This window comes from Peribacillus sp. FSL R5-0717, from assembly GCF_038002945.1.
In the GTDB taxonomy this organism is placed as follows: domain Bacteria; phylum Bacillota; class Bacilli; order Bacillales; family DSM-1321; genus Peribacillus; species Peribacillus frigoritolerans.
Genome location: NZ_JBBOOF010000001.1, coordinates 699,908 through 724,358, shown reverse-complemented (window position 1 = coordinate 724,358; position 24,451 = coordinate 699,908). Strand labels below are relative to the sequence as shown.

27 protein-coding genes and 1 other annotated feature are annotated in these 24,451 nt (G+C 41.9%); of the genes, 22 read left to right on the top strand and 5 right to left on the bottom strand.

Annotation, left to right across the window (positions count from 1 at the left end; all coding sequences use genetic code 11):
• The first annotated feature begins 32 nt into the window (after positions 1 to 32).
• The 16 genes from NYE65_RS03580 (at position 33) to NYE65_RS03505 (ending at position 14,645) form a co-directional block, all read left to right on the top strand.
• A complete protein-coding gene (locus NYE65_RS03580) occupies positions 33 to 431 on the top strand; it encodes a cytidine deaminase (protein WP_048685709.1) in 399 nt (132 codons plus the stop codon).
• On the top strand, positions 424 to 1,353 hold the full coding sequence (gene era, locus NYE65_RS03575; protein WP_034308493.1) for a GTPase Era: 930 nt from the start codon (positions 424 to 426) through the stop codon (positions 1,351 to 1,353). Before NYE65_RS03580 ends, era begins: the two co-directional genes overlap by 8 nt.
• 99 nt (positions 1,354 to 1,452) lie before the next feature.
• A complete protein-coding gene (locus tag NYE65_RS03570) occupies positions 1,453 to 1,596 on the top strand; it encodes a YqzL family protein (RefSeq protein WP_065310843.1) in 144 nt (47 codons plus the stop codon).
• 33 nt (positions 1,597 to 1,629) lie between these two features.
• Positions 1,630 to 2,382, top strand: coding sequence for a DNA repair protein RecO (recO, locus tag NYE65_RS03565; protein WP_328178302.1), 753 nt, complete (start codon positions 1,630 to 1,632; stop codon positions 2,380 to 2,382).
• A gap of 58 nt (positions 2,383 to 2,440) precedes the next feature.
• Positions 2,441 to 2,617: a binding site (T-box leader), on the top strand.
• Positions 2,618 to 2,716: 99 nt separating this feature from the next.
• A complete protein-coding gene (gene glyQ, locus NYE65_RS03560; RefSeq protein WP_034308488.1) occupies positions 2,717 to 3,613 on the top strand; it encodes a glycine--tRNA ligase subunit alpha in 897 nt (298 codons plus the stop codon).
• Entirely contained in the window at positions 3,600 to 5,669 is a 2,070-nt protein-coding gene (glyS, locus tag NYE65_RS03555) for a glycine--tRNA ligase subunit beta (RefSeq protein WP_340859865.1), read from the top strand. The genes glyQ and glyS overlap by 14 nt, the downstream gene beginning before the upstream one ends.
• Before the next feature lie 161 nt (positions 5,670 to 5,830).
• Entirely contained in the window at positions 5,831 to 6,469 is a 639-nt protein-coding gene (locus NYE65_RS03550) for a helix-turn-helix transcriptional regulator (RefSeq protein ID WP_034308483.1), read from the top strand.
• 28 nt (positions 6,470 to 6,497) lie between these two features.
• Positions 6,498 to 7,307 carry a pyruvate, water dikinase regulatory protein gene (locus NYE65_RS03545; protein WP_034311346.1) on the top strand — a complete coding sequence of 270 codons (810 nt, stop codon included), beginning with the start codon at positions 6,498 to 6,500 and terminating at the stop codon, positions 7,305 to 7,307.
• A 510-nt stretch (positions 7,308 to 7,817) separates the two neighbouring features.
• Positions 7,818 to 8,273, top strand: coding sequence for a YaiI/YqxD family protein (locus NYE65_RS03540; protein ID WP_034311344.1), 456 nt, complete (start codon positions 7,818 to 7,820; stop codon positions 8,271 to 8,273).
• 51 nt (positions 8,274 to 8,324) lie between these two features.
• Positions 8,325 to 10,130 (top strand): DNA primase, encoded by a 1,806-nt coding sequence (dnaG, locus tag NYE65_RS03535; protein ID WP_095389827.1) that lies wholly within the window; start codon positions 8,325 to 8,327, stop codon positions 10,128 to 10,130.
• A gap of 35 nt (positions 10,131 to 10,165) precedes the next feature.
• The gene (gene rpoD / locus NYE65_RS03530) at positions 10,166 to 11,299 is read left to right on the top strand and encodes an RNA polymerase sigma factor RpoD (protein ID WP_034308477.1); all 1,134 of its coding nucleotides are present in this window, start codon (positions 10,166 to 10,168) and stop codon (positions 11,297 to 11,299) included.
• A gap of 178 nt (positions 11,300 to 11,477) precedes the next feature.
• Positions 11,478 to 11,612, top strand: a complete 135-nt coding sequence (locus tag NYE65_RS03525; protein ID WP_340859864.1) for a hypothetical protein — start codon at positions 11,478 to 11,480, stop codon at positions 11,610 to 11,612.
• 110 nt (positions 11,613 to 11,722) lie between these two features.
• Complete coding sequence (locus NYE65_RS03520; RefSeq protein WP_340859863.1) at positions 11,723 to 12,004, top strand: hypothetical protein; 282 nt, start codon at positions 11,723 to 11,725, stop codon at positions 12,002 to 12,004.
• A gap of 235 nt (positions 12,005 to 12,239) precedes the next feature.
• Positions 12,240 to 12,608, top strand: a complete 369-nt coding sequence (cccA, locus tag NYE65_RS03515) for a cytochrome c550 (protein ID WP_268592435.1) — start codon at positions 12,240 to 12,242, stop codon at positions 12,606 to 12,608.
• A 214-nt stretch (positions 12,609 to 12,822) separates the two neighbouring features.
• Positions 12,823 to 13,530: a tRNA (adenine(22)-N(1))-methyltransferase gene (locus tag NYE65_RS03510; RefSeq protein ID WP_098185748.1), complete on the top strand. Its 708-nt coding sequence runs from the start codon at positions 12,823 to 12,825 to the stop codon at positions 13,528 to 13,530.
• Positions 13,527 to 14,645 (top strand): Nif3-like dinuclear metal center hexameric protein, encoded by a 1,119-nt coding sequence (locus NYE65_RS03505; RefSeq protein ID WP_328110770.1) that lies wholly within the window; start codon positions 13,527 to 13,529, stop codon positions 14,643 to 14,645. Before NYE65_RS03510 ends, NYE65_RS03505 begins: the two co-directional genes overlap by 4 nt.
• Positions 14,646 to 14,691: 46 nt before the next feature.
• Here the strand turns inward: NYE65_RS03505 and NYE65_RS03500 are convergent, their stop codons facing one another.
• Positions 14,692 to 15,636: a 4-hydroxy-3-methylbut-2-enyl diphosphate reductase gene (locus tag NYE65_RS03500; RefSeq protein ID WP_048685698.1), complete on the bottom strand. Its 945-nt coding sequence runs from the start codon at positions 15,634 to 15,636 to the stop codon at positions 14,692 to 14,694.
• A 127-nt stretch (positions 15,637 to 15,763) separates the two neighbouring features.
• A complete protein-coding gene (gene vrrA / locus NYE65_RS03495; protein ID WP_340859862.1) occupies positions 15,764 to 16,450 on the bottom strand; it encodes a VrrA/YqfQ family protein in 687 nt (228 codons plus the stop codon).
• A 519-nt stretch (positions 16,451 to 16,969) separates the two neighbouring features.
• Between vrrA and NYE65_RS03490 the strand changes: the two genes are divergently transcribed.
• Entirely contained in the window at positions 16,970 to 18,283 is a 1,314-nt protein-coding gene (locus NYE65_RS03490; RefSeq protein WP_034308462.1) for a DEAD/DEAH box helicase, read from the top strand.
• A 12-nt stretch (positions 18,284 to 18,295) separates the two neighbouring features.
• Complete coding sequence (locus NYE65_RS03485; RefSeq protein ID WP_340859861.1) at positions 18,296 to 19,189, top strand: deoxyribonuclease IV; 894 nt, start codon at positions 18,296 to 18,298, stop codon at positions 19,187 to 19,189.
• Between the two features lie 109 nt (positions 19,190 to 19,298).
• Here the strand turns inward: NYE65_RS03485 and NYE65_RS03480 are convergent, their stop codons facing one another.
• Positions 19,299 to 19,559, bottom strand: coding sequence for a DUF2624 family protein (locus NYE65_RS03480; protein ID WP_048677987.1), 261 nt, complete (start codon positions 19,557 to 19,559; stop codon positions 19,299 to 19,301).
• 211 nt (positions 19,560 to 19,770) lie between these two features.
• Here NYE65_RS03480 and NYE65_RS03475 point away from each other — a divergent pair, with 211 nt between their 5' ends.
• Genes NYE65_RS03475 through NYE65_RS03465 form a run of 3 tightly spaced genes read left to right on the top strand, consistent with a single transcriptional unit; the run spans position 19,771 to position 21,831 of the window.
• On the top strand, positions 19,771 to 20,535 hold the full coding sequence (locus tag NYE65_RS03475) for a metal ABC transporter ATP-binding protein (RefSeq protein WP_053535720.1): 765 nt from the start codon (positions 19,771 to 19,773) through the stop codon (positions 20,533 to 20,535).
• A 21-nt stretch (positions 20,536 to 20,556) separates the two neighbouring features.
• Positions 20,557 to 21,390: a metal ABC transporter permease gene (locus NYE65_RS03470; protein WP_034308452.1), complete on the top strand. Its 834-nt coding sequence runs from the start codon at positions 20,557 to 20,559 to the stop codon at positions 21,388 to 21,390.
• Between the two features lie 15 nt (positions 21,391 to 21,405).
• Positions 21,406 to 21,831, top strand: coding sequence for a Fur family transcriptional regulator (locus NYE65_RS03465; protein WP_034308449.1), 426 nt, complete (start codon positions 21,406 to 21,408; stop codon positions 21,829 to 21,831).
• Between the two features lie 36 nt (positions 21,832 to 21,867).
• Here NYE65_RS03465 and NYE65_RS03460 read toward each other — a convergent pair whose 3' ends face one another.
• Positions 21,868 to 22,452 carry a 5' nucleotidase, NT5C type gene (locus tag NYE65_RS03460; RefSeq protein ID WP_034308447.1) on the bottom strand — a complete coding sequence of 195 codons (585 nt, stop codon included), beginning with the start codon at positions 22,450 to 22,452 and terminating at the stop codon, positions 21,868 to 21,870.
• Between the two features lie 168 nt (positions 22,453 to 22,620).
• Between NYE65_RS03460 and NYE65_RS03455 the strand changes: the two genes are divergently transcribed.
• Positions 22,621 to 23,091 (top strand): hypothetical protein, encoded by a 471-nt coding sequence (locus NYE65_RS03455; RefSeq protein ID WP_222619908.1) that lies wholly within the window; start codon positions 22,621 to 22,623, stop codon positions 23,089 to 23,091.
• 95 nt (positions 23,092 to 23,186) lie between these two features.
• Here the strand turns inward: NYE65_RS03455 and ispG are convergent, their stop codons facing one another.
• Positions 23,187 to 24,299, bottom strand: coding sequence for a flavodoxin-dependent (E)-4-hydroxy-3-methylbut-2-enyl-diphosphate synthase (gene ispG / locus NYE65_RS03450; RefSeq protein WP_187050875.1), 1,113 nt, complete (start codon positions 24,297 to 24,299; stop codon positions 23,187 to 23,189).
• Between the last annotated feature and the right edge of the window lie 152 nt (positions 24,300 to 24,451).

The window sequence follows — 24,451 nt, the reverse complement described above, 5'->3', positions numbered from 1 at the left end:
AAATGGTACTCAATTTGAAAGGAAGATGTGAATTGAATACAAAAGAATTGATTGAGGAAGCTAAAAAAGCAAGGGATAAAGCTTATGTGCCTTACTCCAAGTTTAAGGTGGGGGCAGCCCTTTTAACCGCTGATGGAAAGGTCTATCATGGTTGTAATATAGAAAATGCTGCATACAGCATGTGTAATTGCGCCGAAAGGACAGCTTTATTCAGCGCTTATGCCCATGACGATAAAAAATTCACCAAACTTGCAGTCGTGGCGGATACCGATGGTCCCGTCGCTCCATGCGGGGCATGCAGGCAGGTTATTTCAGAACTGTGCGAAAAGGATATGCCGGTCGTTTTGACCAACTTACATGGGGATATAAAAGAACTAACAGTACAGGAATTGCTTCCAGGAGCTTTTTCACCGGAGGATTTAAATGGATAAACTATTTGACGATACACAAGTAAAAGGTTACAAATCAGGTTTCATTTCAATAATTGGACGACCTAATGTTGGAAAAAGTACATTTCTGAATCGGGTCATCGGCCAGAAGATCGCCATTATGAGTGATAAACCGCAAACTACAAGAAATAAGGTCCAGGGTGTACTTACGCAAAACGATTCACAAATGATATTCATCGATACACCCGGCATCCATAAACCAAAGCATAAGCTTGGCGACTTCATGATGAAAGTGGCAACGAATACATTGAAGGAAGTTGATTTGATTCTCTTCATGATCAATGCGACTGAAGGATACGGACGCGGTGACGAGTTCATCATCGAAAAACTTCAATCCGTAAAAACGCCTGTTTTCCTGGTCGTAAACAAAATCGATGCGATGCATCCAGATGATTTGCTTCCGATCATTGAAAAATACCAACAGCTTTACCCTTTTGCGGCAGTCGTTCCGATTTCTGCGCTTGAAGGAAATAATGTGGATACTCTGCTTGAACAAATCAAAGAGCATCTGCCTGAAGGTCCCCAGTTCTATCCAGCTGACCAAGTGACCGACCATCCGGAACGTTTTATCATTTCCGAATTGGTCCGCGAGAAGGTACTGCACCTGACACGGGAAGAAATTCCACATTCAGTGGCTGTTGTCATCGATTCAATTAAAAAGATGGACAATAGCGACACCATCAATGTCATGGCGACTATCGTTGTCGAACGGGATTCACAAAAGGGCATTGTCATCGGAAAGCAAGGGAAAATGCTTAAAGAAGTCGGCAGCCGTGCCAGGGTGGATATCGAAAACCTATTGGGCTCTAAAGTTTTCTTGGAACTATGGGTGAAGGTACAGAAGGATTGGCGTAACAAAGCAAGCCAGCTTCGTGATTACGGCTTCAATGAAAGCGAGTATTAATTAACAAAATTTACGCATCATGAAAGTTAGGAAAACGGTCAAGCTAATCATATGGTCGGATATTCATATTGCTAGTTAAAAATGAAAGGTGGGCTTTATATGTTGGATTTTACCTGGGAATTATTCACTGAAACAGGTAATGTGGACACCTATTTGCTGTTTAAGGAGATAGAAGTCGAGAGACAGGAAAGACACTTGGGATTGAATGATGAGCTAGCAGAAATTGATTTTCCTGTTTCATAGGTTAGCCTTGGCAAGCATGGGTGGTGTCTTGGTATGCTCCAAAAATGTGAAGGCATTGTCATAAGACGAACTGCATATGGAGAAAATAACAAAATCATTACTATATATACCCGTGAGCTAGGGAAAATTGGCGTCATGGCGAGAGGGGCCAGTAAACCTAACAGCAGGCTTTCAGCCGTCACACAGCTTTTTTGCTCCGGGTATTTTCTTGTAACCACATCAACCGGACTCGGCAGTCTTCAGCAAGGCGAAATGGTCGATTCACTCCGTTTCATAAGGGAGGATCTTTTTGCCACAGCTTATGCTTCATATATTGTTGAATTGCTTGATAAAAGCGTCGAGGATAAGAAACCGAATCCATATTTGTATGAATTGCTTTCGCAAACCTTGCATTACATAAACGAGGAATATGACGCGGAGGTTTTGACATTCATTTTTGAAATGAAGATGCTGCCCGTCAATGGGATTAACCCAGTGCTGAATCAGTGTGCTGTATGTGGCGAAACGGAAGGGGAATTCTCCTTCTCGCTTCGGGAAGCGGGCTTTATTTGTCACCGCTGTCTGGGGAAAGACCCTTATCATTTTAAAATTTCACCTGCAGCCGTCAAAATGCTTCGAATTTTTTATTATTTCGATTTATCAAGGCTCGGAAATATTTCCGTTAAGCCTGAAACGAAAAAAGAACTGCGGAAGATCATCGATGCATATTATGAGGAATATTCCGGTCTGCTTTTGAAATCAAAAAAGTTCCTGAAACAGATTGATTCGATGAAAGATATGTTTTAGGTTCTGACCTATTGACATTCCATGCTAGTTTGTATAAAATTCTAATCATCAAAATAAGAAGATTGCGTTGATGGAAAAGAGTATCTGTCATTCTCCATAAAAAGCGAACCCGGGACGGTGGAAGCCGGGATATGGATATACAGAGAAGGGCGTTTCCGGAGCATGTTGCTTTGAAAAGAGGCCGTTTTGTAAACGGCAATTAGGGTGGAACCGCGGGTATACTCTCGTCCCTATGCATTTCGCATAGGGACGGGAGTTTTTTGTTTGCCAAAATGTAATGGGTTTCCGACCTTTAATCTTAAAAAGAGCCGTTTAAATAACCTGGAGGTGTACGATGAATATTCAAAATATGATTTTAACGTTACAAAAGCATTGGTCTGAACAAGGCTGCATATTGATGAATGCTTATGATGTCGAGAAAGGGGCAGGAACGATGAGCCCATACACGTTCCTGAGAGCCATTGGACCGGAGCCTTGGAGCGTCGCTTACGTAGAGCCTTCCCGCCGTCCTGCTGACGGTCGTTATGGTGAGAACCCTAATCGCCTGTATCAGCATCATCAGTTCCAAGTGATCATGAAGCCGTCGCCTGACAATATCCAAGAGTTGTATTTGGATTCATTACGTGCTTTAGGGATAAATCCGCTCGAGCATGATATTCGCTTTGTGGAGGACAATTGGGAAAATCCTTCTTTAGGGTGTGCCGGTCTCGGTTGGGAAGTGTGGCTTGATGGAATGGAAATCACACAATTTACATATTTCCAACAGGTGGGCGGCCTTGAGTGTAAACCGGTTTCCGTGGAAATTACATACGGGATCGAACGTCTCGCCTCTTACATTCAAGATAAGGAAAACGTATTTGACCTAGAATGGACAGATGGATTCACTGTTCGCGATATATTTGGTCAGCCGGAATACGAACATTCGAAATATACGTTCGAAACCTCCGACCTTGACATGCTGTTTCAGCTTTTCACGATGTATGAAAAGGAAGCGCATCGACAAATGGAAGAAGGACTTGTACATCCTGCATATGATTATGTTTTGAAATGTTCCCATACATTTAACCTTTTGGATGCCAAAGGTGCCATCTCGGTGACGGAAAGAACGGGTTATATTGCCCGGTGCCGTAACTTAGCGCGTAAGGTTGCCAAAACCTTCTATGAAGAGCGGGAAAAATTAGGCTTCCCGATCCTGAAAGTGAAAGGGGAGAATACAAATGAGCAAGCGTGATTTGTTATTGGAGATTGGATTGGAAGAGCTGCCTGCCCGATTTGTGACAGCATCAATGAAACAGTTGTCAGATAAAGTGCAGCAATGGCTAACGGAAAAAGCGATAGAATTCGGGACGGTTGAAGCTTTTTCCACACCAAGACGTTTGGCCGTATTGGTGAAGGACGTGGAAGAATCCCAAAAGGATATCGAAGAAGAGGCAAAAGGTCCGGCCAAAAAAATCGCGTTGGACAGCGAAGGCAACTGGTCTAAAGCAGCATTGGGATTCGTCAGGGGTCAAGGCATGACTTCAGAGGACATTTATTTTAAAGAACTCAAGGGAGTGGAATATGTCCATGTGAATAAATTCATAAAAGGACAGCAGACCGTTCAGCTTTTATCTGAGCTTGCTGAAATCATCAGCGGCATGACGTTCCCGAAAAATATGCGCTGGGCCAATCAGGAGCTCCGCTTCGTCCGTCCGATTAAATGGCTGATTGCCTTATTTGGCAATGAAATAGTGCCTTTCAGCATTGCTGATGTGGAAACGGGCCGTGAAACAAAAGGACATCGTTTCTTAGGCAATAGCGCCACCATCGAGGAGCCGGAACAGTACGAAGATATGCTGAGAGAACAATTTGTAATGGCAGATCCAGATAAACGCCGGCAAGTTATATTGGATCAGATTAAAGAGCTTGAGCAGGAGAAAGGCTGGATCATCCCTGTCGATGAAGATCTGCTTGAAGAGGTAAATAATTTGGTAGAGTATCCAACGGTATTATTTGGACATTTTGAAGAAGAATTCCTTGAGCTTCCTGCTGAGGTACTTATCACATCAATGAAGGAACACCAACGTTATTTCCCTGTTAAAGATCAGGAAGGGAACCTGCTTGCTTACTTTGTAACCGTGCGCAACGGCGATGACCGCCATTTGGATAAGGTTTCTAAAGGTAATGAAAAAGTATTGCGTGCCCGCTTATCGGATGCAGCATTTTTCTATAAAGAAGATCAGAAAAAAGAGATTTCGGATGCTTTGAAAAAGCTTGACAGCATCGTTTATCATGAAGAAATCGGTACATTGGCCGAGAAAACTGCCCGGGTAACTGAAGTGACCGGTGCTCTTGCGGATGCTTTGAATTTAAAGGCGGAAAAAGAAATGGCGCTTCGTACAGCGGCAATTGCCAAGTTCGATTTGGTAAGTAATATGGTTTATGAATTCCCTGAATTGCAAGGGTATATGGGTGAAAAATATGCTCTCTTAAAAGGGGAAGCCAAAGAAGTGGCAGCGGCTATCAATGAACATTATATGCCAAGGCATGCGGATGATGCTGTACCGCCTTCAGTCATTGGAGCGGTTGTGAGTTTGGCTGAAAAAATTGATACATTGTCTTCGTTCTTCGCTATTGGCGTCATCCCGACAGGTTCCCAGGATCCTTACGCATTAAGAAGGCAGGCGAGCGGTGTGGTCCAAATTCTAGCTGAGAAGAAATGGGATATTTCATTAGAGGAGCTTATTGGTTTAGGTCTTAAAGGACCGGAATCAAAAGGTATCTTAAAACGTGATCTTGAAGAAGTTAAAGCGGATATGTTCACATTCTTTAAAGCACGTGTCAAACACATGCTCCAAGAACAGCAAATCCGTTACGATTTGATTGACGCAGTTTTGTTCAATGAGATCGGTTATATCCACTCAATCGTGGAACGTGCACATGTATTGGATGCGAAAAAAGAAGAAGCAGGCTTTAAGGAAAGCCTGGAAGCTTTAAGCCGGGTCATGAACATTGCCGTAAAATGTGACAATCAGGTGACAGTCGACCCTGCTGCCTTTGAAAATGATCAAGAAAATGCGTTATATGTAAAATATCAAAAAGTGGCAATGCGTTATATGGAATCTAAAGATGAGAATGAGCGGTTTGAAGAGCTTGTTTCGCTTCAATCGGAAATAGAGTCATATTTCGAGAATACAATGGTCATGGCAGAGGATGAAGCAATCCGCAACAACCGTTTATCCTTAATGAAGGAAATCAGTGATTTGGTTGCAGGTTTTGCTGCCATGAATAAAATCATCCTTACATGATCGAAAGGATGTATGGAATCGGAAACCCTTTGAATATGGGTTTCCGATTTCTTAAAAAGATAAATGATCAATAAATAGGACAAAAATGCCCTAATTAAATTATTTAGTATATAATTATTAAATGAATAACTTTTGTTACTTTACTCTGCGAAAGCAGTGGGGTGGTGATTATAATCCAATTGAATAAGCGTCAGGAACAAATTTTACAAATTGTAAAAGAAAACGGACCGATTACTGGAGAACATATTGCGGATAGATTGAACCTTACCAGGGCGACACTTCGCCCGGATTTAGCGATTTTAACGATGGCAGGTTTTCTTGATGCCCGGCCCAGAGTGGGGTATTTCTATACAGGCAGATCAGGGACACAGCTTTTGACAGATAGCCTTAACCATCTATATGTACGGGACTACCAATCGATACCTGTCGTCGTTGACGAGGGCATTTCCGTATACGATGCAATCGTCATGATGTTTTTAGAAGATGTCGGAACAATGTTCGTCGTCGATAAGCATGCATTGCTTGTTGGTGTCTTATCAAGGAAAGACTTATTGCGTGCGAGTATTGGGAAACAAGAGCTTAACTCCATTCCAGTCAATATCATCATGACTAGGATGCCCAATATTACAATGTGTTCAAAAGAAGACCTTTTGATTGATGTTGCCAAAAAACTGATTGATAAACAAATCGACTCATTACCGGTCGTCAAAGACACAGAAAAGGGCTATGAAGTAATTGGAAGGATTACAAAAACCAATATTACGAAAGCATTCGTAGCTTTGGCTGATGAAGGCTATTAGGGGGCTTGCAAAAGGAATGACGGAGAATATGAACGGTTCTATTATATATGTTGTATCGGATTCAGTAGGAGAAACAGCGGAATTGGTCACAAAAGCCGCTGCAAGCCAGTTCTCGGGATCTGCTTTTTCCATAAAGAGAATTCCGTATATTGAAGATGAACAAAACGTGGATGAAGTGATATCACTGGCTAAGTTGGATGGGGCAATCATTGCTTATACTCTGGTGAAGCCAGCAATTAGAGCGTATATGAAAGCACAGGTCGAGAAAGAAAACCTGGCTGCTTATGACATTTTAGGGCCGCTCATGGACATCCTTCAGGAAAGGGCTCCAAAAGGGCCGCTTAATGAACCTGGTCTGGTAAGAAAGCTGGATGATGACTATTTCAAGCGTGTGGAAGCCATTGAATTTGCTGTAAAATATGATGATGGACGTGACCCTCGCGGCATTTTACGTGCAGACATCGTCCTTGTGGGTGTTTCACGCACTTCCAAAACGCCATTATCACAATATTTAGCCCACAAACGCTATAAAGTGGCGAACGTACCTTTAGTGCCTGAAGTGGAACCGCCAGAAGAGCTGTTCCTGGTACCTCCTGAAAAATGCATTGGTTTAAAGATCAGCCCGGAAAAGCTGAACCATATTCGTAAAGAACGATTAAAGTCACTTGGGCTCAATGATCATGCCATTTACGCAAATGTGGAGCGCATAAAAGAAGAATTGACATACTTTGATAAAATCATATCAAGGCTGAATTGTCCTATCATTGATGTAACCAATAAAGCTGTTGAAGAAACAGCCAATTTAATCATCAATATCCTTCAAAACAAAAACCGTTGATCCTTAAATTAAGGCAAATCAAATGTGAGCTAGACACTCTATGTGTCAGCTCACATTTTAATGCCAAGGTCAAATAAGGGATTAATAAGAATAAATTCAAAATAATTACATAAAATTCCTCTTAGTTTCAACGTGCAAATCCATTGATTTGCATGAAAACACATTCGGGATTTAAATGTTGGCATCTTCTAATCAAATAGACTATAATAAAAAATTGTGAGAAAAAAGTAATCTTAAGGTTTAGACTTAATTAATAAGGAATAAACTAAAGGTTAATGAGATGTCAAGGTTTTTATCATAAAAATAATTCGACATGTTCCGTATAATTCAGGAAGGGCTGGTCTTTTTCAAGGCAAATGAGGTGCTTTCACTTGCATAAACAGGTATTCTTTGAAGGATAATGTTTGCTCTTTTAGAGGGAACGCTTTGAATCATGCTGGAAATTCACCATATCTTCATAAAGTTTAGGGGAGAAAAAGGATTATGCAGAAAGATGTAGAATTAGAAGGTATGAATAATAAACCTACGATACACGTCGATGCCGATGCATGCCCGGTCAAAGACGAAATCCTTCATTGTGCAAGTTTGCACGAAATTGAAGTCTGTTTTGTTGCATCATATAAAAATATGATGAATAACCCTGAAGGTAAATGGGTATATGTCGATGCAGACAAAGAAGCGGCAGATCTTTATATAGTAAACTCAGTAAAAAAGGGTGATATTGTCGTTACTGCAGATATTGGTTTGGCTGGGACACTGCTTCCTAAAAACGTTTATGTCCTTTCGCCAAGGGGAAAAGAATACACGGAAGAGAATATTTTCATGCTCTTGGATATGCGTTATCAGTCGGCGAAACTCCGCAGGCAGGGTAAGCATACGAAAGGGCCGAAAGCATTCACAAAGGAAGATCGTGCATGTTTTACAAATAAACTTATGAAAACATTGTCGAACTTTGCAGGGAATTAGGAAACAGTATCGAATAAGAAACTATCACCAATATTGCAAGGTGGAAAAATGATAAATGGCCGTATAGAAGATGAGAAAATTAATCAAATTCGTGAAGCTGTTGACATTGTTGATTTAATTGGGGAGTATGTCCAGCTGAAGAAGCAGGGGCGCAATTACTTTGGCCTATGTCCTTTTCATGGTGAAAACTCGCCCTCGTTTTCCGTTTCAACGGAAAAACAAATCTTTCACTGTTTCGGTTGCGGGGCAGGCGGAAATATTTTTACCTTCTTAATGGATATAGAAGGCTACAGCTTTGTGGAATCTGCAAAAGTTTTAGCTGAAAAAGGAAATGTTCCTTTGGAAGTTGAAATCAATAAGGATTCCAAGCGTTCCAACATGCCGGCAGGCGCTCAGCAAATGGTTGAAGCGCATGACCTGCTGAGGAAGTTTTATCATCATCTCCTCGTTAATACGAAAGAGGGGCAGGATGCTCTCGAATATTTACTTAAACGAGGGTTTACTGAAGAGACGATAGAAAAGTTCCAAATTGGCTACTCCTTGGATTCATGGGACTTCGTATCCAAGTTTCTTTTAAAACGCGGGTTTCCAGCGGAATACATGGAGCAGGCAGGGCTTATTATTTTCAGGGAAAAAGACGAGTCATATTTTGACCGTTTCAGAAATAGAGTCATGTTTCCAATTATGGATCATCAAGGAAATACGATTGCGTTTTCAGGAAGAGCAATGGGGGACGATGAGCCCAAATATTTGAATAGTCCCGAAACGCCAATCTTTAATAAAAGTAAAACTTTATATAATTTCCATCATGCAAGACCACACATACGAAAGAAAGAACAAGCAGTCATTTTTGAAGGCTTTGCCGATTGCATTTCAGCAGTTGGCGCAGGTGTGGAGAATGCGGTCGCTACAATGGGCACTGCCCTGACGGACCAGCATATCCAGCTTTTAAAAAGAAATACTGACCAGATACTTATTTGCTACGATTCGGACTCAGCAGGATTGAACGCTGCCAATCGTGCAGTCAATATGTTACAGGACCATGAGTTTTCCGTGAAAGTCGCTCTCATGCCTGATAACCTGGACCCCGATGACTACATAAAGGAATTCGGTGAAAAAAGCTTTGTTTCTGAAGTAATAGGGGCCAGTTTAACCTACATGGCATTCAAAATGCATTATTTGCGTCGAGGGAAAAATGTAAATAATGAAGGAGATCGAATTCAATATATCGAAGAAGTCCTTAAAGAAATTTCGCGATTGCCCAATGCAGTGGAGAGGGATCATTATCTCCGGCAGCTATCCTCTGAATTTTCCCTTTCATTGGATGCGCTGGAACAGCAGCAGCGTCAGGTGTTCTTTACGGAACGCAAGAAGGGGACATTGCCGCAGCCAGCAGCCCAAAAGAAAATGGCCCTGCAATATGAGCATAAGTTAAAGCCTGCTCACCATAATGCTGAAACGAAGTTGATTGCCCATATGCTGAAAAGCAGGGATATGACTTTCAAAATTCAGCAGTTGCTTGGGCAAACGGTCTTTCATGTAGATGAACATCAGGCAATCATCACCTATTTATATGCGTTCTATGAAGATGGACACGAACCGGATACAAGCTTTTTCCTTACTTATTTACCGGATCCAAACTTGAGAAGGATCGTTTCGGAAATAGAAATGATGTCAGTGAATGAGGAAGTTACCGATAAAGAACTGACCGATTGTATAAATCAAGTGTTGAAATATGAAAAGTTGTTAAAGATAAAAGAAAAACAAGTTGAAGAAAAAGATGCAGTTAGACGAAGTGATTATGTCACTGCTGCACAAATAGCCATGGAAATCATTAAATTGCGTAAAATGTTGTAGTCGTTTAGGTGTAAGTCCTGGAAGGAGGGGAACTAATGGCTGAAAAACCAGCACGTTCCAAACAAGTTGATAATGAATTTAGCCTTGAACAGGTGAAAGAAAAACTACTAGAGCTAGGTAAAAAACGAGGCTCTTTGACTTTAGAGAAAATCGCTGAAATGATTGGCGGTTTTGAGTTGGATTCCGATCAAATGGATGAGTTCTATGAGGTGTTAGCAGAAAATGGCGTCGAAATACTCACTGATGGTGAGGAAGACGAAGATGAAGATGATCCAGATGAGAAGAAACTTGCAAAAGAAGAAGAGTTTGACTTAAATGATTTAAGTGTTCCTCCTGGCGTAAAAATTAATGACCCAGTACGCATGTATTTAAAGGAAATTGGCCGGGTCGACCTTTTATCGGCAGAAGAGGAAATCTCTTTGGCGACGAGAATTGAAGATGGAGATGAAGAAGCGAAACGCCGTTTGGCAGAAGCTAACCTACGTCTTGTTGTCAGTATCGCCAAGCGTTATGTCGGACGCGGAATGCTTTTCCTTGATTTGATTCAGGAAGGTAATATGGGACTTATCAAAGCTGTGGAAAAATTTGATTACCGCAAGGGATTCAAATTCAGTACGTATGCAACATGGTGGATTCGCCAAGCTATAACCCGTGCCATTGCCGACCAAGCAAGAACGATCCGGATACCGGTGCATATGGTGGAAACCATCAATAAATTGATTCGTGTCCAAAGACAGCTTCTTCAGGATTTAGGACGTGAACCTTCACCGGAAGAAATTGCGGAGGATATGGACCTGACTCCCGAAAAAGTTCGTGAAATCTTGAAAATAGCTCAGGAGCCTGTTTCATTGGAAACGCCAATAGGTGAAGAAGACGATTCACATTTAGGTGATTTCATTGAAGATCAGGATGCGACTTCTCCATCGGAGCATGCAGCATATGAACTATTGAAAGAACAGCTTGAAGACGTATTGGATACTCTTACTGATCGTGAAGAGAACGTCTTGAGACTACGCTTTGGACTTGATGATGGCCGTACCCGTACTCTTGAAGAGGTAGGTAAAGTGTTTGGGGTCACCCGCGAGCGTATCCGTCAAATCGAAGCGAAGGCGCTGCGTAAACTGAGACATCCAAGCAGAAGCAAACGATTGAAAGATTTCCTTGAATAGAATATATGCCCTAACAGAGCCCTCTTTGAATGCCCAGCGTTCGGGAGCGGCTCTTTTTTTCAATTCCGATGTAAAAATATCCCAATCAGAACAATAGTTATCCTTTTTTTCATATAACGGAAAAAAGATTTAAAAGCTAAGCCGTTAAAAAGAAGATCATCATGAGGATGTGAGATTCATGGATGAAATGAGAAAGAAAATCATTATTCAAGAAATAAACTCCTGGAAGGAAAGTCGTATGCTTCCGGAGCAATATTGTAATTACCTGCTTGCATTATGGTCAAGGCGAACTTCCGCCATCAAAATCGAATGAAACCGCGAGCAAAAAAACGACATCTTTCCGGGGTGTTGATTGGAACTTTTTTTGCATTTATTGTATTTTTGAATTATTTTACTGAAATAACCATAAGAATGCAAATGCTTATGACAACAATTTCAATACTTGTCTTTGGGCAAGCGGTCCGCCGCTTAAAAGGCAGGAAAATCATTTTTCAGGTGGCGTTGATGGGGATGGTATTATCATTGCTTTTATTAACTGTCAGTTTGGCGGAATTCATGGCACCCGGCAAAGCGGGTATCCTTTATATTTTCTTATTCATTAATTGCGGACTCTGGATTTTATTGGGCAATAAGCTGAAGATGCTCCATTTTTCCATAGCGGGAAGCCTTGGAGCACTGGTCACTCTTTACTTTTTAATAATATAATTCAAGGACACTCCAGCGGTTTTAAATAATGTTTTTTGGGTATTATGAAACATATGTAAGAAAAAGTAAAATTGTTTGGAAATATACATAAGTTTTTGACAATTTTAAGAAATTATATAATATCTTCTATTTTTGGGCTTTTACTTGAAACTCTTTTCAAGTAAAATAATATATAGCTGTTTGTATATAATATTAAATATGGTAAGTTTAGGTTCTACATAGGGGAGGAAATACTATGAATCGCAATCCAGTAATGCCTTTTATTATTATCATGGTTTTTGGTATTGGACTTATGTTTTTACTTTCGTTTAAAGGTTTGGGTGATGCCAAAGATCTTGCCAAGGAAAAAGAGGGCGGCGGAAAGACAGAAGAAACAGAAAGTGCCTCAGCATCACCTGAGGACATTTATAAGCAAAACTGTATCTCTTGTCATGGTGACGCCTATCAAGGCGGTGTCGGGCCTGCTCTAAAAGGAGTTGGCGATCGCCTGTCGGTGGACGAGGTTAAAGACGTGATCACTAATGGACGAGGTGCAATGCCACCAGGTTTAGTCGAAGAACAGAACATTGACGCCATGGCCGAATATATTCATGGACTGAAATAATTCATGAAACTGACTCAAGAAATCGTTGGAAAGCGAACTTTTTGGGTCAGTTTTTCATTTATTCAGAAAAGGGAGAATCCAGATTGCAGTTTTTCTTTTGCCCATTAGAAAGAACCCTATTTCTCCTTTCTGTAATTTTTCGATTGAACTTGGTATAATCGAATGGGAAAGTAATTATAGCAAGACATTATTTGAATTAAGAGAGTTGATAAATATGAATCATGAAAAACTATCGATGAGATTAGAACGTGTTGCCATACATATACCAAAAGGAAGCATCCTGGCAGACATAGGATCAGACCATGCTTATTTGCCGTGCTATGCGGTGACTAACGGCTTGTGTGCCAGCGCCATAGCAGGTGAGGTTGTAGAAGGACCCTATCAGTCAGCACGCAAGCAAGTGGCAATGACGGGTCTTGGAGACAAGATAGAGGTCCGTAAAGGAGATGGGCTTGAAGTATTGAATCCCGATGAAGCGACATGCATTACGATTGCAGGCATGGGAGGGACTTTAATATCAAGTATATTGGAAAGCGGAAAAGCGAAACTCGGCAAGGCAGAAAGGCTAATCCTTCAGCCTAATGTCGGTGCAGCGAATGTTCGCAGCTGGCTGATCGAAAACGGCTGGGAGCTTTGTGGAGAGGAGATCCTTGAGGAAGATGGGAAGATCTATGAGATCTTAATTGCCAAAAAAGGAGACCCGCTCCGCCCTTATGGTGTAAACAAGCAAACGGGCCTCACTTTCGGTCCATTCTTAAGAGAGCAATTCAGTGAAATTTTCATAAAAAAATGGCAGCTTGAGAAAAAACATTTGGAGAGAATCATCGAACAATTGGATGAAAGCGGAAGAAGCGGACTGGAAACGAAGCGCAATGAATTGAAATCCCAAATTTCGGTAATTGAGGAGGTGCTTAAAGGTTGAAGACAGTGAATGGTCACAAAATCATTGAGATGTTTGAACAATTCTCCCCAAAGCATTATGCAATGGAGGGAGATCCAATCGGGCTGCATGTTGGGCAGCTAAATAAGCCGGTTACTAAAGTGCTGATTGCCCTTGATGTGCTGGAAGAGGTTGTAGACGAAGCGATCGAACATGGCGTGGAATTGATCATTGCCCACCATCCGTTAATTTACCGACCATTGAAAAGGATCGATACAAACACAGCTGGAGGCCGCATCATCGAAAAGCTGATCAAACATGATATCGCTGTTTACGCTGCACATACCAATTTGGATGTTGCTAAGGGCGGAGTGAATGATTTACTTGCCGAAGCTCTTCAATTGCAGGACACAGAGGTATTGATTCCAACCTATGAGACAGCTCTTAAGAAATTGGTCGTATATGTTCCAAAGACCGACGAACAAAAGGTGAGGGAAGCCCTGGGCAAGGCGGGGGCCGGAGCGATCGGGAACTACAGCAATTGTTCGTTTTCGGGGGAAGGTACCGGACGCTTCTTGCCAGGTGAAGGCAGTGAACCGGTTATCGGCTCTGAAGGAAGGCTTGAAGAAGTAGCTGAAATGCGGATTGAAACGATATTCCCGGAAAATATCGAGAAGAAAGTACTAGCTGCGATGATTAAAGCCCATCCATATGAAGAGGTTGCTCACGATATATATAAGCTGGAGAATAAAGGGGAGTCACTTGGCTTAGGAAAGATTGGTGTACTTTCCGAAGAAATGACGCTTGAACAATTTTCCGAACATGTGAAACGGACACTCGATGTTGAAAAGGTGCGTGTCGTGGGAGATCTGCAAAGTCCGATAAAAAAAGTGGCCGTTTTGGGCGGAGACGGCAATAAATACTTTACGACAGCAAAATTCAAGGGTGCCGATGTTTACGTTACAGGTGATATGTATTACCATACAGCCCATGACGCGATGATGATTGGACTGAATATCGTCGATCCCGGTCACAATGTTGAAAAGGTGATGAAAAAAGGGGTGGCACGATTCCTTGAAAAAACGTGCCGCGAAAAGAACTTTGATGTGGAATTCATTCCATCCAGGCTGAATACAGACCCATTCCGCTTCATTTGATAACACGAAAAAGGCAGCCTTAGTGGCTGCCTTTGTATTTGTGCAATCATTTCTTCACTTTAATTTTAGGTAAAATTTTATGCAATGGCGTTTTCTTTTCAGTATTCCAAGTGGATTCATCATTTGCTTCATATTGTTCTAGAAATGCGATAACTTCCTTCGTGATCGGAGTTGGTGTAGAAGCCCCCGAAGTGACGGCAACCGTTTCTGCATCTTTTAGCCATTCAAGGTTCAGCTCGGAAATGTCAGCGATTCGATAAGCTCTCGTCCCGGCAATCTCTTGGGATACTTGTGCAAGACGGTTTGAATTATTACTCTTAGGATCTCCGACAACGATTAAAACATCAGCTTCGCCAGCTTGCTCGGCAACGGCTTCTTGGCGAACCTGTGTCGCTAAGCAAATTTCCTTATGGACTTCGGCATGTGGGAACTTTTCCTTGACCTTATCCATGATATCCAAAACATCCCATTGGCTCATCGTTGTTTGATTGGTGACGATGATCTTATCACTATTCAAAGTCAAGGCTTCCACATCTTCATCCTTTTGAACCAAGTGAACGACATCGGGAGCAACTCCGACAGCACCCTCAGGTTCCGGATGGCCTTTTTTGCCAATATAAATGATTTGATAGCCTTCCGCTTGTTTTTCCCGAATTAAGTCATGTGTTGCGGTAACATCGGGACATGTTGCATCAAGCGTCACAAGCCCTTTTTTCTCAGCGATCTTCCTGATCTCAGGCGAAACGCCGTGAGCAGTAAAGATGACGGTCCCGCTGTCCACCTGTTCGATGATATCGTTGCGGTTGCTGCCGTCCAACGTGATGATGCCTTCTTCTTCAAACGCATCCGTCACATGTTTGTTATGCACGATCATTCCTAAAATGTAAATGGGACGTGGCAAGGTTTTATCTAAAGCCGCATTTCGGGCGATGACCATGGCATCGACAACGCCATAACAATAGCCGCGCGGGGAAATTTTAATCACTTTCATCTATGTGTCCTCCTTCAAGGCAAGAAACTCTCACTTTTTATACCTTTCTATTATATAAGACCATAGATGATATTACAAAACATCATATTTACATAAAATCAGTTATTGGTAATTTTTTTTGTAGCCTTTAAATATAAAGCTTGGGACCTGAAGATCTCTTCCTTTTGGTTTCGGGACGAACTGGCGCAGTGGGGTTAGCTTCTATAGCTTTTTCTTTTTTCTTCGAAACCGTTTTTACCTCATTGTTTTCTTGTGCCCCAACCGCGGGCCCGCTTTCAACGGAAGCTCCGTCGTCCTTGGTCTCATCGGCTGATGATATGCTTCGGAAAACTTTCCACATGGAAGGCAGGTTTTTAATCACTGGACCGTATTGTTCCACCATAGGCGTGAATTGTTCCGCCGCTTGCAACACCTTTTGCGTGTTGGAAAGCATATTATTAAGGGAATCGGGGTTTTTTAATGTTTCTAAGATACCGCCTCCGCTGCTTCTTGAAGAACTTTGGTTAGTGGAACCCGCTGGCGCAAACAAATTCGGAGAAGCTGCTTTTTGTTTCGACTTACCGAGTATCTTTGACAATAACCCTTCTTTCTTTGCTGGCGGCATTTCCTGCCGCTGCTGTTGGCTGAATGGGCCGCGGAAACCTTGAGGTCCCTGTGGTACCTGCGGTCTGTTTGGAATCATCGGACGCTGCATCTGCTGATAAGGATGGGGAATTTGCGGTGACTGCCTGAATGGAGCAGGGGGCTGCTGCCTCCTTCGGCCATTGGGTGGCGGAAAACCGGGTCCGGGTTGACGATTTCTATTTGGGAACATAGGTTTCACCTCCTTAGATATTATATGCTGGTGTAATCTTCTATATAAATTATGCAACTCGACAAAAAAGGTTTGAGGAAAGAGTGATTGGGCAGTTGTGAAGTAACCGGAAAGAAGGTAAGATGGTAACGGTAGTCTTTTAGCTCCATGTCTGCGGGGGATACGCTATGACCAGGACAGGGGCTTTTCGTTTGCAAGAGTCCATTTTAAGAGAACTAACCTCAGCGCATGCGCTTTTGTGATTTGAATGGGGGTATATTGGAAAAGGTGGATGACCTGCCCATTATGGGACAATCCCTATTTTCTTCACGAGCAACCCAGGCGCTTGCGCTTTTTGTGTAATCCAGCTTCAGCGCCTAGCTCGATGTGAAAAAGAGGATTGCCCTCACAAGGCAAAAAGCGCCTTATGGGCCAATCCCTATTTTCTTCACGAGCAACCCAGGCGCTTGCGCTATTTGTGTAAAATTTATTATAATAACAGGACATGTCTTATGACTGACAGGATAAAGGGGTTTTTTGATGAAACAAAATCAATTTGAACGATTTAATTTGAAAAGCTACATTCTAGATGCGGTTCGTACTTTAGGGTTCGATAAGCCGACGGAAATTCAAGAGCGCGTGCTTCCGTCGCTTTTAAAGGGAAGTAGCTTAATTGGGCAGTCGCAGACAGGTACAGGAAAGACACATTCCTATTTGCTGCCGATCATGAACAGGCTTGATGCTGGTAAAAATGAGGTTCAAGCGATTATTTCCGCACCAACCCGTGAGTTAGCGAACCAAATCTACAAAGAAGCTTTGAAAATTGCTGACCATTTCCCTGAGGATGAGCAGATTCAAGTCCGTTGTTTCATCGGTGGTACTGATAAACAGCGAATGATCGATAAATTGAAGACACAGCCGCAATTGGTAATTGGTACGCCGGGCCGGATCAAGGACTTGGTTGAAGCCCAGGCATTACAGGTGTATACGGCAAAAATGCTTGTGGTCGATGAAGCGGATCTTATGCTAGATATGGGATTCATAGAAGATGTCGATTTATTTGCATCACGTATGGCTGAAAAAATTCAAATGCTTGTCTTTTCGGCAACCATCCCAGAAAAATTGAAGCCGTTTTTGAATAAATATATGGAGAATCCAAAGTATGTTCAGGTGAATCCCAAGCAGGCGACCGCTTCGAAAATCGAACATGTTCTCGTACCGCTTCGCCACCGGAACAAAGAGCAGTTGCTTCATGACATCATCGTTCGTTATAATCCTTATTTGGCGATCATTTTCACGAACACAAAGAAAATGGCGGACCATGTGGCTAATTCCTTGATCGAAAAAGGGTTGAATGTCGGCCGAATTCATGGGGATTTAACGCCTCGTGAGCGTAAAAAAATGATGAAGCAAATCAATGATTTGGAGTATCAATTCATCGTTGCGACTGATCTGGCTTCCCGTGGAATCGATATTGAAGGTGTAAGTCATATCATTAACTATGAATTGCCTTCAGATTTGGATTTTTATATCCACAGGACGGGAAGGACGGCTCGTGCAGGATATTCAGGCATTGCCACTACCATTTACGATACTTCCGATGAAGATGCATTGAACCGCCTTGAAAAAATGGGCATCGAGTTCCGTGATGCCGATATCCAAAACGGTGATTGGGTTGATATCGACGAGCGTAATAAACGGAAAAACCGTAAAAAACAGAAATCTGATATCGATGTTAAAGCGAGTAGGCACATTAAGAAGCCAACTAAAGTCAAGCCAGGATACAAGAAGAAAATTCAACGAGATGTGGAAAACTTTAAAAAACGCGAACGTCGTATACAGAGAAAGAAATAGGGGAGAAATCAGATGCTGAAGATTGGATCGCATGTTTCAATGAGCGGGAAAGGCATGCTTCTTGCTGCGAGTCAGGAAGCGGCTTCGTATGGCTCCAATACATTCATGATCTATACAGGGGCCCCTCAAAACACAAGACGTAAAAAAATCGAGGATTTAAATATCGAAGCCGGAAGATTGCATATGGAGGAAAATGGAATCAGTGATATCGTCGTCCATGCTCCGTATATCATTAATATAGGAAATACCACGAATCCAGCCACATACGAACTTGGAGTCAACTTCTTACGCAGCGAAATCGATCGGACCGAAGCGATTGGTGCAAGGCAGATCGTACTTCATCCAGGTGCGCATGTCGGTGCTGGAAGCGAACTGGGAATCAAGAGAATCATCGAAGGTTTGAATGAAGTGCTGACTGCCGACGATAAAGTTCAGATTGCCCTTGAAACGATGGCGGGTAAGGGTTCCGAATGTGGCAGGTCTTTCGAAGAGCTGGCGATGATCATTGATGGTGTGACCCATAATGAAAAATTATCGGTTTGCTTCGATACTTGCCATACTCATGATGCGGGATATAATATCATCGAGGATTTCGATGGAGTACTGAATGAATTTGATAAAGTGGTCGGTGTTGACCGAATCAAGGTACTTCACATAAACGATAGCAAAAACGAACGCGGCACGCGTAAGGACCGCCATGAAAACATTGGTTTCGGCCATATTGGTTTTAAGGCTTTGAATGATATTGTCCACCATCCGCAATTAAGCTCTGTTCCTAAAATCCTGGAAACACCTTATGTAGGGGAAGACAAAAAAGACAAAAAGGCCCCATATAAATTCGAAATTGATATGTTCAAGAATAAACAATTTGAAGAAAATTTATTGGAAAAGATCAGATTCCAATAATCACAAATAGAAAGGGACGATTCATCGATATGAAGATGAATCGTCCTTTCATTTTGCATTTGGATTAAGTATGCTCAAATAAAGACTGTCGTCAGCAGGCTTGGAATCTTTAAAAATTGGATGTAAGGTTGTTGAAGAGGGATTCTATTTCCCTGGCCGTGCTTGCTCCGGCAACTTTTGTAATTTGACCAAGTACGTTCTGTCTTTGACGTATATCAAAAATGTTAATATTTTTACCGGCTAGAAGTGCAGTAATATCCTGTGCTTGTTTTTGAGTGAGTGCAACCTTATGCTGTTTAGCAAGGGAAAGCAGTTCATCTGGGCGTATACTGTTGATTTTATGATTGACCATCATTTCAAATAATTTCAAACGATCTCCTCCTTTGTTAAAACATATGAAGGAAGTGGATGTATGTGAACATGAAACTTTGTTTGATTACGAAATTGGTTCAGATTACATTTTTTTGTGATTCAAGGCATATCGGCACTTGTTCGGAGGACCGGATTCTTTACATCTGGACTTCTTTGATTTATACTAACGATTGTTAATCGTAATGATTCTTAAAAAATAGGTGATCTCTTTGGATAATGTAGTAAACCCCATAGTAAAATTTGAAGATATATCTTACAAATATACAAAAGATCTGGTGCTGGAACATGTTTCGCTTGAAATTCCCCGCGGGGCATTCCTAGCTATCGTCGGGCCGAATGGATCCGGTAAATCAACGCTTTTGAAGTTGCTGCTTGGTCTGTTCAAGCTCCAAAAGGGGAAAATTGAAATATTCGGTGAAGACATTCGGCGCTTTAAAGATTGGCAAAAGGTCGGGTTCGTTTCCCAAAAGGCGAATTCCTTCAACTCAGGATTCCCTGCCACTGTATTTGAGGTGGTTCAGAGCGGTTTGACCAAAAAAATAGGCTTATTTAAGTTCGCTGGCAAAGAGGATAAGCAAAAGGTGAAGAAGGCTCTGGAATCAGTGGACATGCTGGAATATCAAAACCGCAATATCGGGGAATTGTCCGGAGGCCAGCAGCAGAGGGTATTCATTGCCCGTTCACTGGTCAGCGAGCCGGAATTGATGATATTGGATGAGCCCACTGTTGGCGTTGATTCAAAAAACGTCCACCAATTTTATGAAATGCTTGAGATGTTGAATAAAAAATTAGGAATAACCCTGATTTTAGTAACCCATGATGTTGGTACTGTGACCGATAAAGTCACACATGTCGCCTGCTTGAATAAAAAGCTTCATTTTCATGGGGATGCCTGTGAATATAATGAGTTGGATGAAGGTGAACTCTCGTCCATTTATGGACATGGAGTCCAATTTTTAAATCATGATCATTAATATGTTTTGGAGGATAGCCCAATGATATCGGGGATATTGCAATTTGAATTTTTGCAGAACGCATTCTTGACCGGAATCATCATCGGAGCGATTGCGCCATTAGTGGGCGTTTTTGTCGTGGTAAGGCGGATGTCGATGATTTCCGATGCGCTCAGTCATGTAGCGCTTGCTGGTATAGCGTTCAGTTTATTGCTGCAGAAGAGCTTTCTATCTTTAGCAGGATTGAATCCACTTTATATTGGAATGGCGTTTTCTGTAGGTGGTTCATTATTCATTGAAAAATTAAGAGGGGTGTACAAGCATTACCAAGAGCTTGCAATCCCGATCATTATGTCCGGCGGCATGGGTCTTAGTGTCATCTTCATATCCATTGCTGATGGTTTCAATACGGATTTATATGGTTATTTATTCGGCAGTGTCAGTGCCGTCAGCCGGGCGGACTTGTACGTCATTTTGGCAGTGGGGCTAGTCGTAGCCTTGATGCTCACTTTATTGTATAAAGAATTATTTCTGTTATCATTTGATGAAGAGCATGCCAAAGCGTCTGGAATCCCTTATAAAGCGATTCATTTTATTTTTATCGTCATGGTCGCATTGGTTATTGCCGCTTCCATGAAAATCATTGGCATATTACTTGTTTCTTCGCTCATGACGCTCCCGGTAGCAGCCAGTCTCCGCTTTGCCAAGGGCTTTAAGCAGATGATTGGTTATTCGGTATTATTCGGTGAAGTTTCCGTCATAGGCGGATTATTCTTATCATACAACCTTGACCTCGCTCCCGGCGGGACCATTGTAATAATAGCTGTACTAATTCTCATCTTGTCAATTTTGTTTGATAAGTGGAAAAATCGATAGATGGGGTGATGTATTTTGAACGTAACTACTGCCATGCAACTTTTAAAAGATAAAGGTTTTAAGCATACAGGAAAGAGGGAAGAAATGCTTCAGCTTTTCTCTTCCAGCGATAAATATTTAACGGCCAAAGATGTATTGGAGAATATGAAACAGGATTATCCAGGTTTAAGCTTCGATACGATTTACAGAAATCTTTCATTATTTGTCGAACTGGGCATCTTTGAAGCGACCGAGTTGGAAGGGGAAAAGCGTTTTCGTTTTACATGCGGTCATTCTTCCCACCATCACCACTTCATCTGTTTGAACTGTGGAAAAACGAAAGAAATTGAATTGTGCCCGATGCAGGAACTTCAGGAAAGCTTGAAGGACTACGATGTTTCGGGGCATAAATTTGAAATTTACGGACGCTGTCCTGCATGCAGCGTATCTTTGGAAGCATAAAAACCATTGACCTCAAGTCAATGGTTTTTTCTTGTCTCATTTTATAGTTGCCGGTTCCCCTGACATCCATTGATTCACCCAGGCAGAGGCTTCTTGCCAATTGTTGACCCGAATCACCCTTTCAGGCACGGGATCTTGGTTGTAAGGGGTATTAAATAAAATCACGGGTATTTTACACTCTTCTGAAATCGCCACTGCATTATCGTGCTTGTCCTCCAAAAAGAGATCGACTTCGAATTTTTTGGCTGCAGCAATTTTATCGTGTGAACCTACAAGCTCTATATGATCATATAGGACTTGATTACTAGTGAACCAATTCTTCGTTACATCCAATAAACGGGAGCTCCTGGCACTGATGAAATAAAGGTTGGCCTGTTCTGTCCATTTTTCCAATACATCTTTCGCACCTTCAGCCAATAATGATTCGGAATAGATGAGCGGCTCGGTCTCGATGAACCATTTAGTGAAATCCTCTTTTGGAACATTCACGAAAGGCAATAAGTCATATTCGGTTATGTCTTCATATGCTAAATTCAGTTGAAATGCTTTATTTAAAAAGGGAACCATGGAATCAGGTCTTGTGACAGTCCCGTCTATATCGATGCCAAAACGTTTTTTCATGATGAATCTCTCCTCATTTTCAATACTTGTAATAGTGTAACATATCCCATCATAGCTTTGGTAAAAACCCGTATTTATTTCCAAGACATGAAACCATTTTCACGATGGGTTCCTGCGATTTTTACATACACTATAAATGCTTCACAAACGAAAGTGAGGGATGCACGAATGGAAAAAGATCAATACTCCAGTATTGACGATGAAATGCAATTGACGAAAGAGGGCAGTGAACCATCCGTTGTGGATGATCAGCATCATGAGCGGTATTATAATGAAGATAAACCTGAAGATGACAGACGATATGAGAGCGGTGAGACCATAACCAATATGGATAACCGTTATCAGGAAGAAACGTCTGCCGAGATTTCAACACCGCCTCAGCGAATCAGGTCATATAAAAATGATGAGACCGCAGAGGGTAATGGTTTGGGGAATGTGGCATCAAGAGGAAAAGCGATTGGTGTCATAGCATTGATCATCTCCATTTTATCGTTATTCATGATGCCTTTCATTTTAGGGATTGTGGGTATCATTGTAGGTATAGTGGCAAGAAGCCGGGGATCGAACCTGGGTACTTGGGCCATCGGCATAGGTGTTGTCTCCATCATCGTTGGCATATTTATCGCCCCGTTCTTTTAGCATCGTTAAACCCTTTGATGTCATTTACATCAAAGGGTTTTTCAAATGATAAAAAACAAAAAATCCCGATAATGAAAATTCGGGATTTTTTTGTTTTATTTATTTAGTAAAGCTGCAGCAGCAGCTTCGGCTCTTTGTTTTTCATAGTACTCTTCAGCGATTTTGTCAATTTCCTTTTTCAGTTCCTCGACCATCGTCTCTTCAGGCACTTTACGTACGATTTGTCCTTTTCTAAACAGTAAACCTTCACCGCGGGCGCCGGCTATGCCGATATCAGCCTCACGGGCTTCTCCAGGGCCGTTTACCGCACAACCAAGCACTGATACCTTGATTGGTGCTTTAACCGTCTGGATGTACTCTTCAACTTCATTGGCGATGGAAATCAAATCAATCTCGATTCGACCGCAAGTTGGGCAGGAAATTAAAGTGGCCATGTTGGAAGCAAGGCCGAATACTTTTAGGAGCTCCCTTGCCACCTTCACCTCTTCGACGGGATCGGCACTTAAGGAAACACGAATCGTGCTTCCGATACCCTGACTTAGGATGGCACCTAGTCCGGCGGCGCTTTTTACGGTTCCGGAGAACAGTGTACCTGATTCCGTGATCCCAAGATGTAAAGGATAATCGAATGCTTTTGAAGCTTTTTCATATGCCTCGATTGCTAAATTCACATCGGAAGCTTTCATCGAAACGATAATATCATGAAAATCCAGATCTTCTAGGATCTTGATATGGTGTAAAGCACTTTCCACCATTCCATCAGCAGTCGGGTAGCCATATTTCTCGAGGATTTTCTTCTCTAGAGAACCAGCATTGACACCGATGCGGATTGGTATTCCTTTAGCCTTCGCAGCTTTCACGACTGCTTCAACCTTTTCACGGCGTCCGATATTACCAGGGTTTATCCTGATTTTATCCGCTCCGCCTTCGATTGCCTTCAGAGCAAGTTTGTAATCGAAATGAATATCGACTACAAGAGGGATGTTTATCCGTTTTTTTATCTCAGAGATTGCGTCAGCTGCCCTTTCATCCGGACAGGCGACGCGTACGATTTGACATCCCGCCTCTTCAAGACGAAGGATTTCTGCAACCGTTGCTTCAACATCATGTGTTTTTGTTGTTGTCATGCTTTGTACTATAACTTCGTTATTGCCGCCAATCGTTAAGTTTCCGACTTTAATTGGCCGCGTTTTGGTGCGATGTATGATTTCACTCAAGTGGAATTCTCTCCTTTAGGAAAAAATCAGTTTTGATTTTTAATTTGTTTCTCTGAAATATTGTATCAATGTACTTACCGCTTGACAAGGAAATAGGACGCATAATCTTTTTTCAATAAGTGACATTTCCTATTAAAGGAAAT

What these genes read in the sequence shown, in the direction of transcription:
- NYE65_RS03570 (WP_065310843.1), top strand. Translation starts at nt 1,453, where the DNA reads ATGTTGGATTTTACCTGGGAATTATTCACTGAAACAGGTAATGTGGAC.
- glyQ (WP_034308488.1), top strand. Translation starts at nt 2,717, where the DNA reads ATGAATATTCAAAATATGATTTTAACGTTACAAAAGCATTGGTCTGAA.
- NYE65_RS03485 (WP_340859861.1), top strand. Translation starts at nt 18,296, where the DNA reads ATGCTGAAGATTGGATCGCATGTTTCAATGAGCGGGAAAGGCATGCTT.
- NYE65_RS03460 (WP_034308447.1), bottom strand. Translation starts at nt 22,452, where the DNA reads ATGAAAAAACGTTTTGGCATCGATATAGACGGGACTGTCACAAGACCT.
- NYE65_RS03500 (WP_048685698.1), bottom strand. Translation starts at nt 15,636, where the DNA reads ATGAAAGTGATTAAAATTTCCCCGCGCGGCTATTGTTATGGCGTTGTC.
- NYE65_RS03540 (WP_034311344.1), top strand. Translation starts at nt 7,818, where the DNA reads ATGAATAATAAACCTACGATACACGTCGATGCCGATGCATGCCCGGTC.
- NYE65_RS03525 (WP_340859864.1), top strand. Translation starts at nt 11,478, where the DNA reads ATGGATGAAATGAGAAAGAAAATCATTATTCAAGAAATAAACTCCTGG.
- glyS (WP_340859865.1), top strand. Translation starts at nt 3,600, where the DNA reads ATGAGCAAGCGTGATTTGTTATTGGAGATTGGATTGGAAGAGCTGCCT.
- NYE65_RS03490 (WP_034308462.1), top strand. Translation starts at nt 16,970, where the DNA reads ATGAAACAAAATCAATTTGAACGATTTAATTTGAAAAGCTACATTCTA.
- cccA (WP_268592435.1), top strand. Translation starts at nt 12,240, where the DNA reads ATGAATCGCAATCCAGTAATGCCTTTTATTATTATCATGGTTTTTGGT.
- NYE65_RS03510 (WP_098185748.1), top strand. Translation starts at nt 12,823, where the DNA reads ATGAATCATGAAAAACTATCGATGAGATTAGAACGTGTTGCCATACAT.
- NYE65_RS03470 (WP_034308452.1), top strand. Translation starts at nt 20,557, where the DNA reads ATGATATCGGGGATATTGCAATTTGAATTTTTGCAGAACGCATTCTTG.
- recO (WP_328178302.1), top strand. Translation starts at nt 1,630, where the DNA reads ATGCTCCAAAAATGTGAAGGCATTGTCATAAGACGAACTGCATATGGA.
- era (WP_034308493.1), top strand. Translation starts at nt 424, where the DNA reads ATGGATAAACTATTTGACGATACACAAGTAAAAGGTTACAAATCAGGT.
- NYE65_RS03520 (WP_340859863.1), top strand. Translation starts at nt 11,723, where the DNA reads ATGACAACAATTTCAATACTTGTCTTTGGGCAAGCGGTCCGCCGCTTA.
- rpoD (WP_034308477.1), top strand. Translation starts at nt 10,166, where the DNA reads ATGGCTGAAAAACCAGCACGTTCCAAACAAGTTGATAATGAATTTAGC.
- NYE65_RS03455 (WP_222619908.1), top strand. Translation starts at nt 22,621, where the DNA reads ATGGAAAAAGATCAATACTCCAGTATTGACGATGAAATGCAATTGACG.
- vrrA (WP_340859862.1), bottom strand. Translation starts at nt 16,450, where the DNA reads ATGTTCCCAAATAGAAATCGTCAACCCGGACCCGGTTTTCCGCCACCC.
- NYE65_RS03545 (WP_034311346.1), top strand. Translation starts at nt 6,498, where the DNA reads ATGAACGGTTCTATTATATATGTTGTATCGGATTCAGTAGGAGAAACA.